Origin of the sequence: Natronorubrum marinum, assembly GCF_052040125.1 — an archaeon.
In the GTDB taxonomy this organism is placed as follows: Archaea; Halobacteriota; Halobacteria; order Halobacteriales; family Natrialbaceae; genus Natronorubrum.
Map to the genome: position 1 here is coordinate 905,317 of NZ_JBPPFV010000001.1, position 18,946 is coordinate 924,262.

The 18,946-nt window shown below is 61.9% G+C and carries 17 protein-coding genes and 1 pseudogene; 8 read left to right on the top strand and 10 right to left on the bottom strand.

All coding sequences use genetic code 11. The annotated features are described in order from the left end of the window. Window positions 1-71: 71 nt before the first annotated feature. The 4 genes from ACSFC5_RS04590 to ACSFC5_RS04605 form a co-directional block, all read right to left on the bottom strand. Window positions 72-1,058 carry an AIR synthase family protein gene (locus ACSFC5_RS04590; protein ID WP_440764069.1) on the bottom strand — a complete coding sequence of 329 codons (987 nt, stop codon included), beginning with the start codon at window positions 1,056-1,058 and terminating at the stop codon, window positions 72-74. Window positions 1,059-1,418: 360 nt separating this feature from the next. Further along, the gene (locus ACSFC5_RS04595; RefSeq protein ID WP_440764070.1) at window positions 1,419-2,069 is read right to left on the bottom strand and encodes a ribonuclease HI family protein; all 651 of its coding nucleotides are present in this window, start codon (window positions 2,067-2,069) and stop codon (window positions 1,419-1,421) included. Window positions 2,070-2,889: 820 nt separating this feature from the next. After that, the gene (locus ACSFC5_RS04600) at window positions 2,890-3,894 is read right to left on the bottom strand and encodes a TIGR04024 family LLM class F420-dependent oxidoreductase (RefSeq protein ID WP_440764071.1); all 1,005 of its coding nucleotides are present in this window, start codon (window positions 3,892-3,894) and stop codon (window positions 2,890-2,892) included. A 93-nt stretch (window positions 3,895-3,987) separates the two neighbouring features. Next, complete coding sequence (locus ACSFC5_RS04605) at window positions 3,988-4,764, bottom strand: SDR family NAD(P)-dependent oxidoreductase (RefSeq protein ID WP_440764072.1); 777 nt, start codon at window positions 4,762-4,764, stop codon at window positions 3,988-3,990. Between the two features lie 197 nt (window positions 4,765-4,961). Here ACSFC5_RS04605 and ACSFC5_RS04610 point away from each other — a divergent pair, with 197 nt between their 5' ends. The 3 genes from ACSFC5_RS04610 to ACSFC5_RS04620 all read left to right on the top strand — a co-directional run bounded on the left by ACSFC5_RS04610 (window position 4,962) and on the right by ACSFC5_RS04620 (window position 7,655). Further along, complete coding sequence (locus ACSFC5_RS04610; RefSeq protein WP_440764073.1) at window positions 4,962-6,179, top strand: lactate 2-monooxygenase; 1,218 nt, start codon at window positions 4,962-4,964, stop codon at window positions 6,177-6,179. Window positions 6,180-6,205: 26 nt separating this feature from the next. After that, a complete protein-coding gene (locus ACSFC5_RS04615; RefSeq protein ID WP_440765022.1) occupies window positions 6,206-6,931 on the top strand; it encodes an HAD family hydrolase in 726 nt (241 codons plus the stop codon). A gap of 88 nt (window positions 6,932-7,019) precedes the next feature. After that, complete coding sequence (locus ACSFC5_RS04620) at window positions 7,020-7,655, top strand: TetR/AcrR family transcriptional regulator (RefSeq protein WP_440764074.1); 636 nt, start codon at window positions 7,020-7,022, stop codon at window positions 7,653-7,655. Between the two features lie 21 nt (window positions 7,656-7,676). Here ACSFC5_RS04620 and ACSFC5_RS04625 read toward each other — a convergent pair whose 3' ends face one another. The 3 genes from ACSFC5_RS04625 to ACSFC5_RS04635 all read right to left on the bottom strand — a co-directional run bounded on the left by ACSFC5_RS04625 (window position 7,677) and on the right by ACSFC5_RS04635 (window position 10,356). Then, a complete protein-coding gene (locus tag ACSFC5_RS04625) occupies window positions 7,677-8,537 on the bottom strand; it encodes a M14 family metallopeptidase (RefSeq protein WP_440764075.1) in 861 nt (286 codons plus the stop codon). Between the two features lie 83 nt (window positions 8,538-8,620). Next, a complete protein-coding gene (locus tag ACSFC5_RS04630) occupies window positions 8,621-9,958 on the bottom strand; it encodes an MFS transporter (RefSeq protein WP_440764076.1) in 1,338 nt (445 codons plus the stop codon). A gap of 263 nt (window positions 9,959-10,221) precedes the next feature. Next, window positions 10,222-10,356: a hypothetical protein gene (locus ACSFC5_RS04635; RefSeq protein WP_440764077.1), complete on the bottom strand. Its 135-nt coding sequence runs from the start codon at window positions 10,354-10,356 to the stop codon at window positions 10,222-10,224. Between the two features lie 82 nt (window positions 10,357-10,438). On the opposite strand from ACSFC5_RS04635, the gene ACSFC5_RS04640 reads away from it, so the two are divergent. From ACSFC5_RS04640 to ACSFC5_RS04650, 3 genes are all read left to right on the top strand, one after another. Continuing rightward, a complete protein-coding gene (locus ACSFC5_RS04640; RefSeq protein WP_440764078.1) occupies window positions 10,439-10,921 on the top strand; it encodes a hypothetical protein in 483 nt (160 codons plus the stop codon). 217 nt (window positions 10,922-11,138) lie between these two features. Next, window positions 11,139-11,933 carry a DUF7344 domain-containing protein gene (locus tag ACSFC5_RS04645; protein ID WP_440764079.1) on the top strand — a complete coding sequence of 265 codons (795 nt, stop codon included), beginning with the start codon at window positions 11,139-11,141 and terminating at the stop codon, window positions 11,931-11,933. A gap of 370 nt (window positions 11,934-12,303) precedes the next feature. Further along, on the top strand, window positions 12,304-13,365 hold the full coding sequence (locus ACSFC5_RS04650) for a phosphotransferase family protein (RefSeq protein WP_440764080.1): 1,062 nt from the start codon (window positions 12,304-12,306) through the stop codon (window positions 13,363-13,365). Between the two features lie 661 nt (window positions 13,366-14,026). Here the strand turns inward: ACSFC5_RS04650 and ACSFC5_RS04655 are convergent. Continuing rightward, window positions 14,027-14,214 (bottom strand): annotated as a pseudogene (locus tag ACSFC5_RS04655) (IS5/IS1182 family transposase); the annotation flags it as partial. Between the two features lie 378 nt (window positions 14,215-14,592). Between ACSFC5_RS04655 and ACSFC5_RS04660 the strand changes: the two are divergent. Next, a complete protein-coding gene (locus tag ACSFC5_RS04660) occupies window positions 14,593-16,551 on the top strand; it encodes a 3-hydroxyacyl-CoA dehydrogenase/enoyl-CoA hydratase family protein (protein WP_440764081.1) in 1,959 nt (652 codons plus the stop codon). Further along, on the top strand, window positions 16,552-17,034 hold the full coding sequence (locus ACSFC5_RS04665) for a PaaI family thioesterase (RefSeq protein WP_440764082.1): 483 nt from the start codon (window positions 16,552-16,554) through the stop codon (window positions 17,032-17,034). Between the two features lie 58 nt (window positions 17,035-17,092). Here the strand turns inward: ACSFC5_RS04665 and ACSFC5_RS04670 are convergent, their stop codons facing one another. Together ACSFC5_RS04670 and ACSFC5_RS04675 are read right to left on the bottom strand one after the other, a co-directional pair. After that, entirely contained in the window at window positions 17,093-17,617 is a 525-nt protein-coding gene (locus ACSFC5_RS04670) for a winged helix-turn-helix domain-containing protein (RefSeq protein ID WP_440764083.1), read from the bottom strand. A gap of 846 nt (window positions 17,618-18,463) precedes the next feature. Next, window positions 18,464-18,922 carry a MaoC family dehydratase gene (locus tag ACSFC5_RS04675; protein WP_090303263.1) on the bottom strand — a complete coding sequence of 153 codons (459 nt, stop codon included), beginning with the start codon at window positions 18,920-18,922 and terminating at the stop codon, window positions 18,464-18,466. Between the last annotated feature and the right edge of the window lie 24 nt (window positions 18,923-18,946).

Genomic DNA, 18,946 nt, shown 5'->3' on the forward strand with positions numbered 1-18,946 from the left:
GGGGTACACGCCGCGGACGACGGTTCAGACGCGCTCGAGGCAGGTAGCGACGGTCTGTCTTCGCTATCCGATCACTCTTCGCTATCGGCTGCCGCCCAGAGCGGGTAGAGATCGTCTTCGACGGGATCAGTGATCGACTTTCCGTCGAGGACGAGTTCGAACGCTCCCTCGTGAACCGTGCCGATTTCGGCTCCCTCTAGCCCCGCGACCGCGAGCGCCTCGAGGCAGTCGTCGACCGCGTCGCTCGGAACGGTCGCGAGCAGTGCCCCGGAGCCGAAGATCCGGAGCGGATCGACGTCGGCCGCCTCGCACAGCCGTCTCGTCTCGTCGCGAACCGGAACGGCCTCGCGATCGATCTCGAGTCGGACGCCCGAGGCCCGGGCGATCTCGAGTGCGCCGGCTGCGACGCCGCCCTCCGTCGGATCGTGCATCGCGGTCGCGCGGTCCCGGATCGCGCGAGCGTCGGGGGCGACGCTGATCTCCTCGACGAACGTCCGGGCGCGCTCGCAGGTCTCCTCGTCGACCCCGAGTTCGTCGCCGAAATCGGCCGCGAGAATAGCTGTTCCCTCGATCCCTGCAGCCTTCGTCAGGAGAACGCTGTCGCCGGGTTTGGCCCCACCCGTCGGGACGAACGCTTCGGCCGTCCCCATCGCCGTCAGCGAGAGGATCGGTCGCTCGAGTTGGTCGACGTACTCCGAGTGGCCGCCGACGATCGACGCGCCGATATCGCGTGCGGCGGCGTCGAGGTCGCGCGTGATCGCCTCGAGATCGGTCTCCTCGTCGGGGAGCATGATCACGGCGGTCAGCCAGCGCGGATCGGCGCCGGAGGCCGCGACGTCGTTACAGGCAACGGGGACGGCCAGCGTGCCGACCCCTTCGGCCGCGAGCGAGATCGGGTCGGAGCTGACGACGAGCGTCTCGTCTCCCTCGGAGAGTGCGATCGCGGCGGCGTCCTCGCCGTCCGCCGGCCCCTGCAGGACCGTTTCGTCGTCGGCCGCCGTTCCCGTGCGGCCGAAGACGTGTGCGAGCAGGTCATCCGGACTCACCTTGCCGGGCATAGCAGGAACTGGGACGGTTCGATGTTTGTAGCTGTCGGGCCGTCGGCGTCGGTTTGGTTATCGCGATGGCGACACGTCGATTCTTCGTTCGGTAGGGGCGCTGCACATATCATCCAATGCCAAGTACAGTGATGATCCACTACTGTGAGGAACTCAAGAACCGTGTAATGAGTTTGTAGACAATGTAGAGCACGGCGAGATTTAGAATGGCAATGAAAGCAAGTATTAGCAGTTCAAATCCGATATACTCTTGAATATCCATATTATATCTAACATCTAGATGGTACTAATTGATAGGTTTTTTCGTCGAGATGGGTTTTGAGGAGCCAGTCGCTTCGCGTATACCGCGTTCACCAATTATCAGGGTCCGAAGGTCGCCATATCGGCACCCACCGTCGCCAGTGCGTCGGCGGGGTTCGGGTCGCTGTCGGCCAGATGCGTGTACCGGTGGACCGGGATGCTCGAGAGCGCCGTCGTCACGGCCTCGCTATACCTCTCGACGCCCGGTTCCGTCGGATCGTCGCCACCCCAGACGTCTCGGATGACCGTCATCGAATCGATGCGGACCTCCACCCTGCGCGGCTCGTAGCGAGCCAACAGCTCGGCGAGCCCGAGTTGGAGGGCGACGTACTCGGCGGTGTTGTTCCCCGTTCGGGAGCCGACGGGTCGGCCGAGGCGGGCGATCTGGTCCCCCGAAGCGTCCACGATGACAGCGCCCGCCCCCGCGGGGCCGGGATTCCCGCGCGAACTGCCGTCGACGTAGAGGACGAACGCGTCGCTCGTCGGCTCGGGGATGGGTGGCCGACTGAGTCCAGACTCTAAGAGGCTCTCGAGCGCACGACGCAGTTCGGACGAGGTGGTTTCGGGATCGAATAGGCCACCGTATCCGGGGATAGCGTCGTCGACGGCGTCGGTGGCAGCCGCTACCTCGTAGCCGACGCCCGCGAGCACCTCGTCTACGAGTGTAGCCAGCGGCGATCGGTGTTCGGCCGGGAGCGGATCGTTAGTCACGTCACTTCTCCCCTCGAGTTTCGGTTCCAGGAACTCACACTCTCGTTCCCGGGTGATCTCGTCGGCTTGTCGCACCACTGCATATCGGATCTCGGGGGTCGAGCGGGATAATTCCTTCAGGTAGTGTTAAGAAAAGGATGCTGGATATAGAGCAGTAGTGTAGCACAACGACCCGTTTGTTTCGCGCCGAAACTGATGAACTATCTGCTCACGACACCAGAGTACTTTTACACTCTATAGTTGGAAATTTTATATATTCCTGAAAGCACTGCTGAGACGGGAACCCCTCTTTTTCCATCCACCGAATTCTTGTCGCACTACTCACGATAGCGGGCCTCGCTGGACTCTATTTCGCAGTTGGTGTTCTTTTTGTAGGAAGTGGTCTCGTGGATACTCTGCTTGGTTTCGTTGGATTGGTGGTTGCAAGTTCTGCCGCCTACTGGATTTTTCACCTCTATACTAATTTGAAGAACGCCAAGAAGGACAATGTGTGTGCGGAATGAGACTCCTGTACTGGCGGATCACTAATTCTCGCGGATCTCGTCTCAGTCTATACCGCATCTGTGCCCAGTGTTCAGTACACTCGTTCGAATATCTATCAGCCCAAACAAATCGGCTACTCTCCAATGAGCCCCCTCGAGTGAACGCGAGAGTCAGTTCGGTCGTCGACTATCGAACCCGTGTTACCGGCTACGGAGAGGTATCGTATTCAAATTAGCCGTTACACACCGCCTCGAGTCGTGTTCACGACGACGGCGAGAACCGCTGCGTACCTGTCGACGCGGCCGAGCCCGTCGCGGGTGGACTGCCGATTCCGGCGTCAGGACGCGTCGGGTGCGACGGCTTCCATCGTCTGCTTGACCGTGTCTTCGTCAGCCCCGCGCGGGAAACTGATCGCGATCGAATCGAGCCCCTCGACGGCCTCGTAGGCCTCGAGTTGCTCTCGCGTCTCTTCGGGCGTCCCGAACGCACAGAGATCGTCGAGGATGCTCTCGTCGACCAGTTCGAGCGCGCGCTCTCGGTCGCCGTCCTGCCACGCGTCGTGGATCTCGGGAGCCTCCTCGTAGCCCTGGCGCTCTAAGGCGTCGCGGTAGAACGTGCCCATGCCGCCGATGTAGAAGCCGATGTGCTGGCGCGTGAGTTCGCGCGCCCGGTCGGCGTCCTCGAGGGCACAGCAGGTGACGCCGGTCGTGACGTGAACGTCGTCGGGATCTCGGTCCCCGAGTTCCGCACCGCGCTCGATGTCCTCGAGTCGGTCGGCCATTCCATCGGGCGTGAGCATGATGCCGTGCCAGCCGTCGGCGAAGCGACCGGCGAGTTCGACGGCCTTCGGTCCCATCCCGGTGACCTCGATCGGCGGGGACGGCTCCGGCGCGTCACAGCGCAGCCGGAAGCCCGAGAGCTGAAAGTCATCGCCGTCGTAGTTGACCGGCTCTCCGGAGAGCACCTCGCGGACGATTTCGACGGTTTCGCGGGTTCGCCGGAGCGGGTTGCCGTACTCCATCCCGTGCCAGTTCTCGATCACGACGGGGCCGCTCGGGCCGAGTCCGAGGCGGAACCGACCGTCGGAGACCTCCTGCATCGTTGCCGCCGTCTGGCCTAGCAGGGCCGGCGAGCGCGAGTAGGTGTTGAGAATGCTCGAGCCGAGATCGATCGACTCGGTCCGTTCGGCCATCGCGGTCAGGACGACCACGCCGTCTCGGCCCCACGTCTCGGGGAGCCAGGCGCAGTCGTAGCCGCCCTCCTCCGCCAGTGTGGTGTAGTCGACGATCGAGTCGACGGTCGGTTGGGCCGCGACCGGAAGGTGAACGTCTCTGTCTGTCATCGTCTTTCATAGACGAAACGCGGCCTTTTGGGTGTATGGGAACCGGTGGCGACGGAACGAGCGTTGTTTCGGGCTCGAGGCTCCGTTCGGCGCTCAGACGTCCCGCTCTTCGCTGATCTGCGGGACGCCCTGGACGGTGATCGTCTCGCCGACGACGTACGACGAGGCGGGGCTGGCGAGGAACTGCGTGACGTCGGCGATTTCCTCGACGGTGCCGATTCGGCGGGCGACCTCATCGCGGTCGATGTTGTCCGCGGAGACGCCCATCTGGCTCTCGACGCCGGGCGTGGCGACGAAGCCGGGCGCGATGCAGTTGACGCGAACGCCCTCGTCGGCCCACTCGTAGGAGAGCGTCGTGGTGAGGTTGATGACGCCCGCCTTGGAGGCGCCGTAGGGGCTCATCAGCGGCGAGCCGCGCTGGCCGGCGACGCTCGCGAAGTTGACGACGGTGCCGCCGCCGTCCTTGAGGTGCTCAGCGGCGGCGTGCGTGCAGTTGTAGGTTCCGTGGAGGTTGATGTCGACGATGGTCTTCCAGCCGTTCTCCGAGACGTCGTCGAAGTCGGCCATGAACGACGCGCCGGCGTTGTTAACCAGTACGTCCAGGCCGCCGAACTCCTCGACGGTGGCTTCGACGAGCGCCTCGACGGCCTCGCGCTCGGTCACGTCGCACTCGATGGCCAGCGCCTCGCCGGGGCTGTCGCTCGCGTTGATCTCTTCGGCGACGGGGTCGACGTTCTCCTGTTCGCGCGAGCAGACGACGACGTCGACGCCGTCGGCGGCGAAGCGTTCGGCGATGCCGCGGCCGATCCCGCTCGAGGAGCCGGTGATAATGGCGACGTCGCCGTCGACGCTGAACTGGGCGGTACTCATGCGCGGTCACCTGCTAACTGCGGGCGTCGGGTTACCATTGTTAGGTCCACTCGAGGATATGGAGACACTGTTAATAAAGATGGCCGTCGGTACCGAAGAGCGTAGGATTAAGTGAGTGGCAATCGCTGGCACAGATACACAGACAGCGACGGGCTCGCACCGACTATCGGCACGAATTGCCCGTCGCCGGAGCATCCATGACAGACGACACCCCAAAAGACACCCCGCAGTACGGACCAAAGCGACAACAGGACGTGTACCGCAAGGGCATGCTCGAGGGTCAGCCCCCCGAGTTCCCGGTCGCCTACGAGGAGCTGGTCGAGCGCGCCCGCGAGGAACTGAGCGACGAGGCGTTCGCCTACGTCGCGGGCGGCGCGGGCTCGGAGTCGACGGTGCGAGCCAACGACCGAGCGTTCGACGCCTGGCAGATCGTTCCCCGAATGATGCGGGACGTCTCGAGTCGCGACCTCTCGATCGAACTCTTCGGCCGCGAGTATCCGGCCCCGGTCATGCTTGCGCCGATCGGCGTGCAGGGCATCCTCCACGACGAGGCCGAACTCGCCGTCGCCCGCGCGGCCCGCGAGTTCGGGATTCCGATGGTCCTGAGCTCAGTCTCCTCCTACACCTTCGAAGAGGTGGCCGAGGAGCTGAGCGACAGTCCGGGCTGGTTCCAGCTCTACTGGAGTTCCGATCGGGCGGTTGCGGCCAGCTTCCTCGAGCGCGCCGAAGACGCCGGCTACGAGGCCGTCGTCGTCACCCTCGACACGCCGAAGATGGGCTGGCGCGAGCGCGACATCGAACTCGGCTATCTCCCCTTCCTGCAGGGTCAGGGCCTCAAGAACTACTTCGAGGATCCCGCTTTCTGCGACCGACTCGAGGGTAACGACCCGTGGGCCGACCCCGAGGCGTCGATCGAATCCTGGAGCGAGTGCTTCGGCGACGCCTCGCTCACCTGGGACGACCTCGAGTGGTTGGACGAGCAGACGGACCTCCCAGTCCTCGTCAAAGGCGTCCTCCACCCCGACGACGCCCGCGAGGCCGTCGAACGCGGCGTCGACGGCCTGATCGTCTCGAACCACGGCGGCCGACAGGTCGACGGCGCGATCCCCGCGCTCGATGCGCTGCCGGACGTGGTCGACGCCGTCGAGGATGCGACCGACGACGACGAGGACGTCCCCGTGCTCTTCGACAGCGGGATTCGCCGCGGGAGCGACGTCTTCCGGGCCGTCGCACTCGGCGCCGACGCGGTGTTGCTGGGCCGGCCGTACGCCCTGGGACTGGGCATCGGCGGCGAGGACGGCGTTCGGGCGGTCCTCGAGAACCTCCTGGCCGACGTCGACCTGACGGTCGGGCTCTCGGGCTGTGCGAGCATCGACGAGGTCGATCGGTCGACGGTACGGAGGGCGGAACGGTGAGTGATGACGCCCGCGAGAGCGACGGGCTGACTGGCGGCGAGGCCAACGAGACCAGCACTACAGCGTGGGACGCCGTCTTCTGGGACATCGGGGGCGTCATCCTCGAACTCGAGTCTGTCCAGGCCGCTCACGCCGCCTTTATCGAAGAGCTGGTCGAGGAACACGACCTCGAGCCGTCGGTCGAAGAGGCCGTCGACGCGTGGCGGACGGCCGTCGGGGACCACTTCCGGGAGCGCGAGGGCACCGAGTTCCAGTCGGCCCGCGAAGCCTACGCGACGGGCGTCGAGGCCCTCGTCGGCGAGGACCTTCCGCGCGAGCGGTGGGAACCCGTCTTCGAGCGACACGTCCAGTCGTCGATCGAGCCGATTTCGGGCGCCGTCGAGACGATCCGCGAACTCGCTCGGCGCGACGTCCACGTCGGCGTAGTGAGCGACGTCGACGACGACGCGGGCAAGGAGATGCTCGAGGCCTTCGGCGTCCGCAAGGCGTTCGACTCGATTACCACTTCCGAGGAGGTGGGTCGGACAAAACCGGATCCAGCGATATTCGAGACCGCACTCGAGAAGGCCGACGCCGACCCCGAATGGTCGCTGATGATCGGCGACCGCTACGACCACGACGTGAAGGGAGCGGACGAGATGGGCATCCACGGCGTCGCCTTCGGCGCCGAGGACGGTCCCGCCGTGGCGTACCGAATCGAGTCGCTCGAGGAGGTGCTCGAGATCGTCGAACGCGAGCGGCCGGACGGTTGAGGGGCGGACTCGGAACGGGATTCGACTCGAGACGCCGTCGACCGATACCCAAACCCTTTTTTGGATATTTTGCGACGGGAGATGTAACATGGGGGGAGATGCCGACGGCGAACCCGTCGACACCGAGGAGGCGATCATGCGAGCCACGTATCGCGCGCTCTGCAAACACGGCTACGCGAACCTGACGATGCAGGCGATCGCCGACGAGTTCGACAAGACGAAAGGCGTCCTCCACTACCACTACGACACCAAGGAAGCCCTGCTCGTCGCGTTTCTCGAGTATCTCCTCTCGGCGTTCGAGCAGAACATCGCCGTCGAGGGCCGCGGCGACCCCGCCGAACGGCTCGAGGCCCTGATCGATACGCTGCTGTTCGGCCCGCCCGAGCGAGGGACGTTCGACCACTGGGAGCTGACGACCGCGATGCTCGAGGTGCGTACGGAGGCCCCGCACAACGACGAGTTCCGCCGGCAGTTGAGCCGCAACTACGAGACCGTCGAGGCGACCGTGATCGCGATCGTCGAGGAGGGGATCGAACAGGGCGTCTTCCGCGACGTCGACCCGGAACAGGTCGCGACGCTACTGCTGGCCAGCATCAACGGCTCGCGGATCTATCAGGTAACTCTCGAGCGCGACGACGTCGCTGAGATCACCCAGGCGAGCCTCCGGGCGATCGTACACGAGTGGCTCTGTCAGCCCGACTCGGTGGGTGAGGGGACCCGCTGAGGGGGAACGTCGATTCGCCGGCTATTCGGACTCCCGTGGGTCTCGGTTCTCGCCGATCCAGTTCTCTGTTACGTCCTCGAGCGACTCGCCGATCTTGTGTCCCTGGTAGCCGAAGATATCGTCCGCACCGTCGGCGGACATGATGATCGGCCAGAACGGCTCGTCGGCGGTCAGCTCCTCCCCGTCGACGGTCGCGTAGACGGTTCCCTCGGGAACGCGTTCGAAGTTCTCGACGTGTAACTCGTACGACTCACCGTCGGGCTTCGGAACGGGCTCGCCCATGTGGAAGAAGTCCGGATCGGCCTCCGGTGGGTCACCGGGGAGCGCGTCCACACGCTGGAGGAACGCACGAGCCTGGTACTCGGCCGAATCGACCGCCTCCTCGGAGTTCTCCGCGGCGAGTTCGATCTCGACGGTGAAGCCACACGTCGTGATCGTGTGCTCGTTCACCCCCCAGTGATCGACGACGTGCGGAACCGGGAGCTCCGAGGCCAGTTCGAACTCGCGTTCCTGAGCGCTGTGTATCAGCGCGAACGGCGTAGGCCCGGCCTCGGTACCGTGCAGCGAGAGCGATGTGCGACCCCCGACCAGCTCGCAGAGACGGGCGGCGATGCGTTCCTCTCGATCGCCGTCCGGATCGCCGGGGAACACGCGATTGAGGTCCGAATCGAGGTAGCGTTCGCCGGCTTCAATGGCGGCCGGATTGGCGAGGACGAACGCGACGCCACGCTGGAGGTCGAGGTCGGCCTCGCGCAGGCGGCGCACCGCGCGGATGCCACTCATCTCGTCGCCGTGGACGCCGGCGACGATGATGACCTCAGGCTCTCCCGGTCCCCGAACGGTTACGTCGAGTGGACCGAAATCCTCGTCTGATGTACTCATTCTGGTCTCAGCTACAGTAGTCGACAGTCGGTAAAGACGCCGATGCTTGCGTCTGTCGGATACCGCTTCGACGGCCAAACCGTTCAATCGGCGTGTTCCGACGTTCGACTCGACGCGCGAGCGGACTCCTCGAGCACCTGCAGGTTCGGGAGATACCGGCCCGTCTCACGGTAGACGCCGCCGAGCAAGATTGCGCCGGCGACGACGGGGAGTATCGCACAGGCCACGTAAATCGGCCAGAAGCCGAACAGGTCGACGAGCGGGAGGGAGACGATCGGGCCGAGTCCGCCGCCGACGTCCCCGAGGACGTTGTTCGTCCCGACTGCACGCCCCATCCGCTCGTCGGGGGTGAGGTCGGCGAGCAGCGCCATCAGCGGGCCGCTGGTACCGCCCTGTCCGGCGCCGATCAGCAGACACGCTCCCGTAAGCGTGACGAGAGAGTCGGCCATCGCGAGCAGGATGAACCCGACGAAGGATGTTCCGAGAAACACCAGCAGCGTCGGAATCCGCGACTCCGTTCGGTCGCTGACGTAGCCGCCGAGGAACATGAAGATGCCAGCGGCGACGACCGTGACGGCCATGAAGATCCCCGACGAGGCCTGCGCGTCGAAGCCGAAGACGCCGAGACCGTTGTGATCGAGAAAGAGGACGAGCGTCGCGAACAGCGCGCCGATGTAGGCGAACAGCACGGCGAAGTTCACCAGTCCGACGGTCAGGGCCGGAACGCTCGTATCGACGTCCCACGGTGAGACCGAGCGGTGGTCGTCGCCCTCGATGTGGGTCTCCGGGATCGTTGCATAGGCGATCACGCTCGCAAGGACGGCGAACAGCGTCGCGACGGCGAAGGCCGAGACCGTTCCCGAGAGTTCGCTGATGATCCCGCCGACGACGACCCCGCTGGGAAACCCGAAGAGCATTCCCCCGCGGATGAGTCCCATGTTCGCGCCGCGCGAGCTCCCGTCGCTGACGTCGGACGCGATCGTGTACGCGGTCGCGAAGACGGCCGCGCTCCCGACGCCCCAGATGATCCTCGAGCCGAGGAACCACGCCGCGGGAACGTCCGGAAGAAACCACAGTTCGGGCCGTGCCGAGATCATGGCGAGGACGTAGCCGAACGTCGCGACGGACTGGACGATCATCCCGGCGACGAACGGTTTGCGCGTGCCGACGCGGTCGACGAGCACGCCGGCCGGCGCGTTCGCGAACAGCCGCGAAAAGCGGTTCGCGCTGAGGATGAGTCCAACGAGAAACGGCGAGATTCCGAGGACGATGCCGAGGTTCGGCAGGATCGGGAAGATCACGCCGCCGCCGAAGCCGACGAAGAACGTACTCAGGATGACCGCACCGATCACGACGGAGCGACTCGTCTCCGCGCCGCTCACGGCGTCGCGCAGTCGTCGAATGGGATTTGTCGATCCCACGACGCTACGACCTGCGGCTGTTGGTCGCGTTTGATCGATCGACGAGGGCTTGACAACCGGTCGGCCTCGAGTTGCTGGGACCGTCGCTGCGTTTCTTCGTCACTTGACTAACCAGTTAGTCAGTCTCGGTCAAAAGAGTTTGGGATGACGATGGCCGTGTGTAGCGTACTCAGTGAACACCCGTTCGACCGACCTGTCGAAGCGATTAGCGCCTCGACCGTGGACCGTCTCTAAAGCCAGATCGACCACACCGAGTACTTCCACTACGACGCTCCGACGGCCAACTCTACGTCACCGATCACGAGGAGATCGACGCCACCGACGACCGCGTTGCGTTCGAAGCGACAGGTGACGGCGTCCATCGCGTCCGATTCACACTCGAGAGCGCGAGCGGCCACGAGTTCACGGTCACCGAGCGCCTGCACGCGGTCTGACCGCGCACTGTCCGATCACGCGACCGTCCGAGCGGGCACGTCCGCCGTGGGCGACTACGCAGTCACGGGCGATACGCTCACAGACGCCCGACTCGAAACTGACGGGGACAGCATCGACGTGCCGGCCGTGATTGATCCCGACGAGAATCTCGGTGAGCTGCACGTCCAGCCCGACCCGGTACTCTCGGGGAACGACCACGAGTTCGATCTCTCGATCGTCGAAGGGCTATACGAGATGCCGGTCAACAGCAATGTGGCCGTGACGGTTCATCTCGAGAACTACGACCCCGAAAACGCGGTTCATTGGCGAAACGGGGATGCAATCGCCGTCAGCGGAGACGCACGCGACGGCGAAGTGCTCACACGAAACGACGGCGAAAGGCACGTGTTGATGGCCTACACGGACGGCAACGGGGAACGGGAATCTGTCGAGATCACCGAAGACGCCGGCTGGACTGACCGGGTGTGGAACCGACTAAATCGATACCGACGATCACGTGGTTCCCGGCGATCGGCAACGCACTCATAGTGCTCGTCGAGACGGTGCTTACAGTGGCCGCGGAGCCGGCAACGATGACGCGAAGATAATCAGTCGATTCAGTACGGTATAGATGCTACAGATAGTAGTGAGGCAGACCGATTACAATAGAGCATATCAATGGTCGGGTTGAATTATGCTCCGTCGTTATCATAGGGTTTCATAAAAGAATTATATCTGGCGATAACAAATCAGGTATGAGAGGATCATGGGTGCCAATACCATACACGATAATCGAACTGTACAGTACGATTTAGCATCGTGGCTGATAACAGCCGTTGGTGCAGTACTAGGACTCTTCGGGATTGGATATGTCGTTACGCACCCGGAGCCGATGGTCGTCTGGGTAACGGAACTCGCGCTTGTCAGTATACCGGCGGCAACAATTGTGTATGGTGGATACTGGATCGCAGCGCACCACGTTCCTCAAGAAGATGGGTGGAATATCGCAAAGTGGTGTGTTATTGGAGTCGCTGTTGCAGCACTGCTACTTTTTGGATACATTCGTGCTGAGCAAATTGGCGGAGAAGCTGTAATCAACCCCGAACTGCTTGTGATTCTCGGAGCACTCGGTGGAGGAGTAGTAGCACTGTTTGCGGCGATCTCTAACGAGCGATATCATTTAGATATCGCTACTAGCACCCACGATGACGTTCAACTGATCAGTGTTGATTCGGAGCCGTTCTCTACTGAGGCACAGACGCTCGCAAAGCTTGTATTGGATACCCGTTCATGGCATGTAATCCAGCTTCTGCAATTGGCGGAGAAACCTCTCGGGGTGGAATCAATTGCAGGACGCATCGCCTCAATAGAAAATACGGACAGGCAGGATGTGTATATCGATTTAGTTCACAAACACCTCCCAAAGCTGGCCGATGAGGGATTGCTTTACTATGATTCGGATGTTGAGATTGTTAAACTGAGCGACCGAATTGACGCTGTAGCGAACGCGAACAGTGAAATCTCTGAGGCGAGCAGGCAACTCGAGGAGATCGAACAGTAGTTACGCCGAGAACGGCCGTGCATCCGCGAGTTCGAACAGCGGCTGGACGTCCGTTTCGGCGTACTGTTTGAGCGCGGCGCGCATCTCCTCGAATGGCTCAAGATCCGTTGTCACGCTCGGCGAGGTTCGAGTGGTGAACGCGCTTGCTCGGCGTCTCACACTCCACACGCAGACGACGATAATTAGTGTAATAGATTCAACTCGGACGAGAACGTTGGCACCATCTGACACCCCAACGATGTTAGACTAAATCACACCCGAAACTACTTTCGTTAAGCAGAGAAGTAATGGTACCGTACACCATCAGTACGAACCAGCGTTCGAGAGACGACACTGCAGTCGTCCGATCGGACGGAGTTCACCAGCCACTATGAGCGAGAACTACTACGAACGTCTCGTCGACGAGGACGCGCTCGCCGCGCACCTCGAGGAGCATCTCGGTGAGGCGGACGAATACGACGTCGAGCGGCATCAAGAAGGACATTCGAACGAAACGCTGTTCGTCACGTGGGGTGACCGCGAACTGGTCATCCGCCGGCCGCCGCCGGGCGAGACCGCCGACACGGCCCACGACGTTATCCGGGAGTACAACGTCATAAACGCGGTCGCGGACACCGACGTCCCGGTTCCCACCCCGGTGCTCGCCTGCGAGGACCACGACATCATCGGCAGCGACTTCTACGTCATGGATCGACTCGAGGGCGACGTGCTCCGGGAGGACGAACCGGAGCGGTTCGCCGCGCCGGAACAGCGCGAGCGGATCGGCGAGGAACTCGTCGACACCCTCGCGAAGATCCACCGGCTCGACTACGAGGAGATCGATCTCGGCGAGTTCGGCCGGCCTGCCGGCTACACGCAACGGCAGGTCGACCGCTGGGGCAAACAGCTCTCGTGGGCGTTCGAGGTCACCGAAGACGAACGAGAAGTACCCGTCCTCCACGAGGTCGGCGACTGGCTCCGGGACAATGTCCCCGAAGACCACCCCCACACGCTCGTCCACGGGGATTACAAACTCGACAACGTCATGTTCGCATCAGGGACACCGCCAGAGCTGATCGCCGTCTTCGACTGGGAGATGTCCACGCTGGGTGACCCGCGCGCCGATCTGGGCTGGATGCTCTCCTACTGGCGCGACGCGAAGGACCCCGAGCCGTCGATTCCCGAACTCACCACCCAATTCATGGAGCAAGAGGGGTACTCTAGCCGGCCCGAACTCGTTGCACGCTGGGAGGACCTCACCGGGCTCGAGTTCGAACACGAGCGGTTCTACCGCACGCTCGCCGTCTACAAGCTGGCCGGTCTCGGCGAGATGTTCTTCCGACGGTATCTCGAGGGCAACAGCGACAACCCGATGTACCCGAAGATGGAGGAGCGCGTGCCGGCGCTGGCCGATCGTGCGAAGCGGATTATCGACGGCGAGGAGCCGTTGTAACGGGCTTTAGAGCAAATATCTGGCTTTCGTTTTTCGGCCGACTCTACTCGAGCGATCGCAACAAACGCTGTTGGCGCGCTGAACCGCGATCCCCTCGCGGTTCGGATCGCGAGGGATGAGCGAGTGAAACGAGCGTAGCGCAGAACCAACGGTTCCGCGGACCATTCGAACGGGCAGTGCGCGGCGCTATGCACCGCAACTGTCGAGGCGGTGAAACCGCCTCGCAGCGCCCGCGAGAAGAAATTGGTTGGGGAGGGCGTGGCAACCCTAGTGGCCAGGTTGGCTCTGTTGAAATCCTCTTCTTTAGACACCTGATTGCATGAAACTACTGCTCACTACACATGCATATTGAGTGGCCACTTCGAGACACATCAGGTGTATTTTGACCGCTGGCCGACCCAAAACCCGAATAGCATTACGAGTAGTAGACTGACTACTATACCCCAAAATACGAAACTGGTGAATAGTCTGAGAGAGAGCATTTCAGGAGAGAGGACAGCCATCCAAAGTGGAATCCCAATCAATAGCCCTGTCGCGGCGACGAGCATGAATTTAGGATAAGAATCCATTCTTCCTTTCAAGTTACATTCGATTCCTGACATATTTATCCACTGTGCTGAGCGATGTGTGCTTGGCCTGTACTGAACGATACGTTCTTCACCTATACTGATCGGTAGAAGGTTCGGTCGAGATTATGGACGATACACGCACGGGCAAGTTCACGAAACTGCTTCCACCAGCGTCGTGAACGGACGAACGCGCTGTACGTACGCTTGACTCGAGCGTTCACCGTTTCGCTCTGGTTCCGTTAAGGTCAGCATCCAATCGAACGTACCACGTTTTCTGGAGTGGGGGAGAACTCAGGGACTTCAATGTCCTCCTCAGCGGACTCGATCACTTACGGGTCGTCCTTCCCGTCCGCTCTTCACCTCACGCGATATTGCCGGCTGCCCTCACTTTCGTTCGGCAGCCGACAGCGCGTGCCACCGCAAAGTGGTTTTCAGTATTCGATCTATTCAGAGAATTGATACCAATCCGTTCATCGACCCGAGTCCGCTCATCCTGATCTGTATTCGTTACGACATCGTGGAATAAACCCGAGCCACCGTTACCGAAGTTCATCCCAACCCCGAAACTCCGTACGCGCGGAACAACCGGAAACAACGTGCTTAACATTGCTAATTCGCTGTCGGTGGTATTAAGACGATTCCGGTAGACCACACGACCATGTCACTGGACAGCATCGACCGCGTCGCCGTGCTGGGCGCGGGCAACATGGGGCACGGGATCACCGAAGTGACCGCGATGGCCGGCTACGATGTCACGATGCGTGACATCAAAGACGAGTTCGTCGAGGACGGCTACGAGTCTATTCGCTGGAGCTTAGAGAAACTCGAGGAGAAGGCACTGATCGACGAGTCCGCCGACGACGTTCTCGACCGGATCGACATCACTACCGACCTCGAGGAGGCCGTTTCCGACGCCGACCTCGTCATCGAGGCCGCACCGGAGAACCTCGACCTGAAACACGACATCTTCAGCGACCTCGAAGAGTACTGCGACGAGGAGACGCTGCTCGCGACGAACACCTCGAGCCTCCCGATCACGGACATCGCGGAGGCCGTCGACACGCCCGAGCGCGTACTCGGTCTCCACTTCTTCAACCCGCCGGTCAAGATGGACTTAGTCGAGGTCATCTACGGCGAAGACACCAGCGATGAAGCGGCCGAAGCCGGCTACGAGTGGGTCGAGTCGATCGACAAGACGCCGATCTACGTCCGCAAGGACGTCCGCGGCTTCGTTGTCAACACCATCGTCGGTCCGTTCGGCGGCGAACCCGCGTTCATGGTCTCGAACGGAGAGGCGACGATCCGCGAGGCCGACGCGACGATGGTCCACGAACGGGGCTACCCGATGGGGCCGTTCGAACTCGCCGACCTCACCGGCATCGACGTCGGCTACCACGTCCGCAAGGAGGGCGGCAGTCCGATCCCGCCGATCACGGAGGAGAAGGTCGAAGCCGAAGAGCTCGGCCAGAAGACCGGCAAGGGCTTCTACGACTACGAGGACGGCGACGGTGCCGACTACCAGCCAGACGATGCCGGCGACTTCGACTGGCTCCGCGTCGAGGCGCGCATGATCAACCGCGCGGCGTTCCTCGTCGGCGAGGACGTCGCCACGCCCGAAGAGGTCGACACGGGCGTCCAACTCGGGCTCGGCTTCCCCGAGGGCATCTGCCGACGAGGGGATAAGATCGGTCTCGACAAGGTTCTCGAGAAACTCGAAACCCTGTACGAGGAGACCGGCTCCGACCGCTTCGAGCCACACCCCTACCTCAGGGAGCTCGTCGAGGACGGCAAGACCGGCGAAGACGCCGGCGAAGGCTTCTACGAGTACGACGGCGACGACGGCGGACTCGACTCCTATCACGACCTCAACGCGGAACTCGAGGACGGCGTGCTGCGAGTCGAACTCGACCGACCGTCCCGCATGAACGCTCTTTCAGGCGACCTGCTCTCCGAGATCGACGACCTGTTCTCGTCGGTCGACACCGACGAGGTTCGGTGTGCGACGATCGAGGGAGCCGGCGACCGCGCGTTCAGCGCCGGTGCGGATATCTCCGGCTTCAGCGGCGTCGAACCGACCGACCTGATGGACGTCACGCCGGCCTTCGAGACGGTCAACGACTTCCCACGGCCCGTCGTCGCGAACATCGACGGCTACTGTCTCGGTGCCGGACTCGAACTCGCACTGGCCTGCGATCTGCGGCTCGCGACCGAGCGCTCGGAGTTCGGCGCCCCGGAGATCAATCTCGGCCTGATCCCCGGCGGCGGCGGTACGCAGCGACTCCTCCGCGTCCTCGGCGAGACCCGCGCGAAAGAGATGGTCTTCCGCGGCGAGCACATCGACGCCGACCGCGCCGAAGACTGGGGCCTGATCAACCGATCCGTTGATCGCGAGGCGTTCGACGAGACCGTCGAGGAGTTCGTCGACGACCTCCGTAACGGCCCGCCGATCGGCCTCGAGGTCGCCAAGAAGGTCATGAACGAGGGCGAAGACGCGAGCCTCGAGGCCGCCCTGACCATGGAGAGCCAAGGCTTCGGGCTCCTGACCAGCACGGACGACGTGCTCGAGGGAACCATGGCCTTCGCCGAGGATCGCGAGCCCGAGTTCGAAGGCAAGTAAATGTCGCCGGAACCTGAACCGGAGCCGAAACCGGATCCGTCGACCGACTGGCCCGAGTGGGCGTCGTTCGTCGAGCGCCACGGCTACCTGTCGTGGCTCGACATCAGCGTCGACCGACTCGAGGACGGGGCGGCCGTCCTGACCATCGACCACGACGAAGAGTTCGAGAACCCGGTCGGAAACGACGGCTACAATCCGGTCCACGGCGGCATCGTCGCGACCCTGATCGATACCGCCAGCGCGTTCGCGCTGCGGACGACCTTCGAGGAGCCAAGTCGGGCGCGCCTGACGACGACCGATCTCAACGTCTCGTACCTCCGCCCGGCGACGGGTAATCTCCGCGCCGAAGCGTCCGTAGTGCGGGCCGGCGGGACGACCGGTGTCACCGAGGTCTCCGTCACCGGCGCCGACGGCGAGGCGGCCGTCGGTCGGACCACGTATCGACTGTTTCGGGACAGAGACGTGGACGAGAACGAGACGTAACCGAGTCGGACCCCGGACGTTCCGTTTCAGGGACGATGCTCGAGCGTGACGGGGCGTCCTATTCGGACTGTTCTTCCCGTAGGCCCTCGTAGATTCGCGGATCCGTCCGGAACTTCAACACGTTATGGACCGACGAGTTTCGGATGTTCGCGATCACGTCGCCGTGTTCCTTGTAGCAGTTGTGGATCCACTTCGAAATCTGTTCGGAGCCGCGGAACATCATGACGGTTTTCCACTGATACTCGCCGTCCGAGAGGAAGAAAAACAGGGTGTGTTTGTCTTCTTTGATGTGTGTCATCGCGTCTCGCCAGCTGTCGGCGAAGTGTTCGGTGTTGAACTTGAACTCGAACAGCGCGAAGGTATAGTACTCTTCGTTGGGGATAATCGCCTCGCGAAAGACGCCTTCGTCGCGCATTCGGCGGATTGATTCGCTAACGGTAACGTGTGAGACGTCGATGTCGTACTCGGATTTGAGCACGCTCGTCAGCTCCCGCGAGGAGAGCTGTGGATCGTCCGAGAGCTCACACAAAATGGCGATATCGCGGTCTTTAAAGTCCCAGTTCGGCGATTCGTCGTCGGTCATGCTATCGTCACCATCTGTAATCTCTGAGTGTGCAGTCGTTCAATCCAGACCGTCTGAGAACCGATCGCCGCAGGCGGCCGGTCCCGGTCGTGGTTCTACCCGTGTCACATTCCAGATTGGATTTCCATTGTAAAGTTGTTTTGGATGGGTTTCGAGTTGTAGATCGGTCCCTCCACTACTACACTCTCGCAGAACTTCTCCGAATTACAATATCTATATTTATCTGGATAGTAACCTATATACTGAGGGATCTGATAGTTAGTTATATCTCAATCTCTGTCGCTCACGTACTCGTGCCATCCGGGATCGCACAACGTAGCGGTTCGGTTCCGGTGTATGGGATTTGAACGGGATCGTGGCGGAATAGCTCCGGAACATCGACTATTATCTTGTAGATACACCTATTCCGATATTGTGGCGTGATACCTCCAACGTAGTCAGTCAGTCCCAAACGTTCCCAACAATACGGGACCATCTATGGAACTTCGCAAACCTTCTCTCGAGACTCATCCCAAAGTTCTTTCAGATATCATAGTATCATTCTCTTCTAGTAGAAGGAGATAGCAGTCTTGTCGAATGAGCTTCCGGCGTCCGATTCGTGCTAATTATCTGTTAAGATACTGTAGTCGCAGAGCGGAAAGATACCCGCGTCTCTCACCGTCGCAACTGCCTCGCGTGCCCACTCGTCCAATCGGGCCGATGGTGAAATCGTCAATGACGAACAGTTGTACGGAAGTACAAGGAGAAAGCCCCGCCCGAAAAGGTGGGGCTGTCACAGTCGGGTAGGCTATACCGATGGCTCTCCCGGATCGTGACCGCACGGCCTCGTCGGTCACGTCACGTGTGTCACTCCTTTCGCTTGATGAGGAACTTCATGTCGCCCTGGAAGACGACGGTATCGTCCTGATTCGTCATTTCGGTGTCGAGGACGACGATCCCCGCCTCATCGTGGTCGACGTCTTTCGTCTCGCTGACTTCCATCTCGAGTGAGATCGTATCTCCGATGTATACCGGATTCGGGAGGTCCATGTAGTTCATGCCGAGAAACGCGTACGCCGTGCGTTCGACGATCCCGGACCGGTAGACGAAGCCGGTCGCGTGGACGAACGTCATCGGTCCGTGGGCGATTCGGCCGTCGAAGGGGCCTTCCTCCGCGTACTCCTTGTTCGTGTGCAGTTCCGTCCAGTCGCCGGCCAGCGCCGAGTGCATGACGAAATCCGATTCGGTGACGGTTCGGCCGACGCTCTGGAACTCCTGGCCCGCTTCGAAGTCTTCGAAGTGGTGTGGCTCGTAGCTGTATGCCATATGTGCACATCCCAATCGCGGTAC